The organism is Demequina iriomotensis (assembly GCF_000971395.1).
Classification (GTDB): Bacteria; Actinomycetota; Actinomycetes; order Actinomycetales; family Demequinaceae; genus Demequina; species Demequina iriomotensis.
Genome location: NZ_BBME01000003.1, coordinates 1 through 1,376 on the forward strand (window position 1 = coordinate 1; position 1,376 = coordinate 1,376).

Below are 1,376 nucleotides of genomic sequence, written 5' to 3' on the forward strand. Positions count from 1 at the left end.
TGAATCGCCCCGGGTTTCGTGGAGGCTCGGTTAGTTGGTTCCGGCCCCGACGGGGACGGGTGCTTCAGGGTAGTGGTCTGATCTGACGGCGGCCCAATGGACGGTCTCGTACTCGGCGGGTGGGACGAGTCCGATCTCGCCGTGAAGGCGGCGATGGTTGTACCAGTCGACGTACTCCGCGGTCGCGATCTCGACGTCGGTGACGGTCTTCCAGCCGCCCTTGGGACGCATGACTGGGTTGCGGATGCATTCGGCCTTGAACAGCGAGTTCAGCGCCTCGGCCATCGCGTTGTCGTAGGAGTCGCCCCTCGACCCGACGGATGCGACGGCCTCGGCCTCGGCCAGACGCTCGGTGTAGCGAATCGCTCGATACTGGACTCCTCTGTCGCTGTGATGCACCAGCCCGGTGACGTCCTGGCCGGCACGCTGGCGAGTCCACAAGCCCATCTCAAGGGCGTCGAGCGCCAAATCGGTGCGCAGGCTGGTCGAGACCTGCCAGCCCACGATCATCCGGCTGAACACGTCCAGGACGAACGCGACGTACGTCCAGCCGGCGTGGGTGCGCACGTACGTCAGGTCCGCGACCCACAGCTCGTTCGGGCCCGTCGCCGCGAAGTGGCGTTTGACCAGGTCGGCCGGCCGATCGGTCTCGGCACCCTCGCCGTAGGTAGTCTTGCGGGTCTTCTCCCGCGTGATCCCGCGCAGGCCCTCGGCGCGCATGAGGCGCTCGACCGTGCAGCGCGCCACGGGCACGCCCTCACGGTTGAGGTCGGCGTGGATCTTGCGGGCCCCGTAGACGCCCAGGTTCGCCTTGTGAGCGTGCCGGATGTCGACAATGAGCTCCGCGTCGCGCACAGCGCGCGCCGACGGCAGCCGGTTCTTGGCTGCGTAGTAGCCGCTCGGGGCGATCTGCACTCCGGCCTCTGTGAGGACCTTGCAGATCGACTCGACCCCGACCTCGCGCCCATCGACACGGTCGTGTCGATGGGCGTCGACGTAGGCGACTACCTGGTGGTGGGGCGGTCGAGCTCCGCCGCGAAGAAAGCCGCCGAGGTCTTCAAGATGTGGTTCGCACGGCGCAGCTCACGGTTCTCCTGCTCGAGCTGCGCGATCCGGTCCGCGTCGGCCGTCGTGGTGCCCGGACGAACCCCGCCATCGATCTCGACCTGGCGCACCCACCCACGAAGGGTCTCGCGGTGGATGCCGAGCTGGTCGGCCACACGCGCCATCGCGCCGGGCTTCGTCGCCGGATCCTGACGCAGCTCGACGGCCATCCGCGTGGCCCGCTCACGAAGCTCTTCGGGGTACTTCCTCGGTGCTGACATGACTCTCATCCTCCATGGATTGAGAGCCTCCACCAGACCCGGGGCGATTCA

The 1,376-nt window shown here is 67.7% G+C and carries 1 protein-coding gene; it reads right to left on the bottom strand.

Annotated elements, in window-relative coordinates; genetic code table 11:
- Positions 1-30: 30 nt before the first annotated feature.
- Positions 31-1,325, bottom strand: a protein-coding gene (locus AOM09_RS00015) for an IS3 family transposase (RefSeq protein WP_228375011.1) whose coding sequence is annotated in 2 segments (ribosomal slippage) — positions 31-1,046 and positions 1,046-1,325 — 1,296 coding nt in all. Because the reading frame shifts where the segments join, the coding sequence is not laid out codon by codon here.
- Between the last annotated feature and the right edge of the window lie 51 nt (positions 1,326-1,376).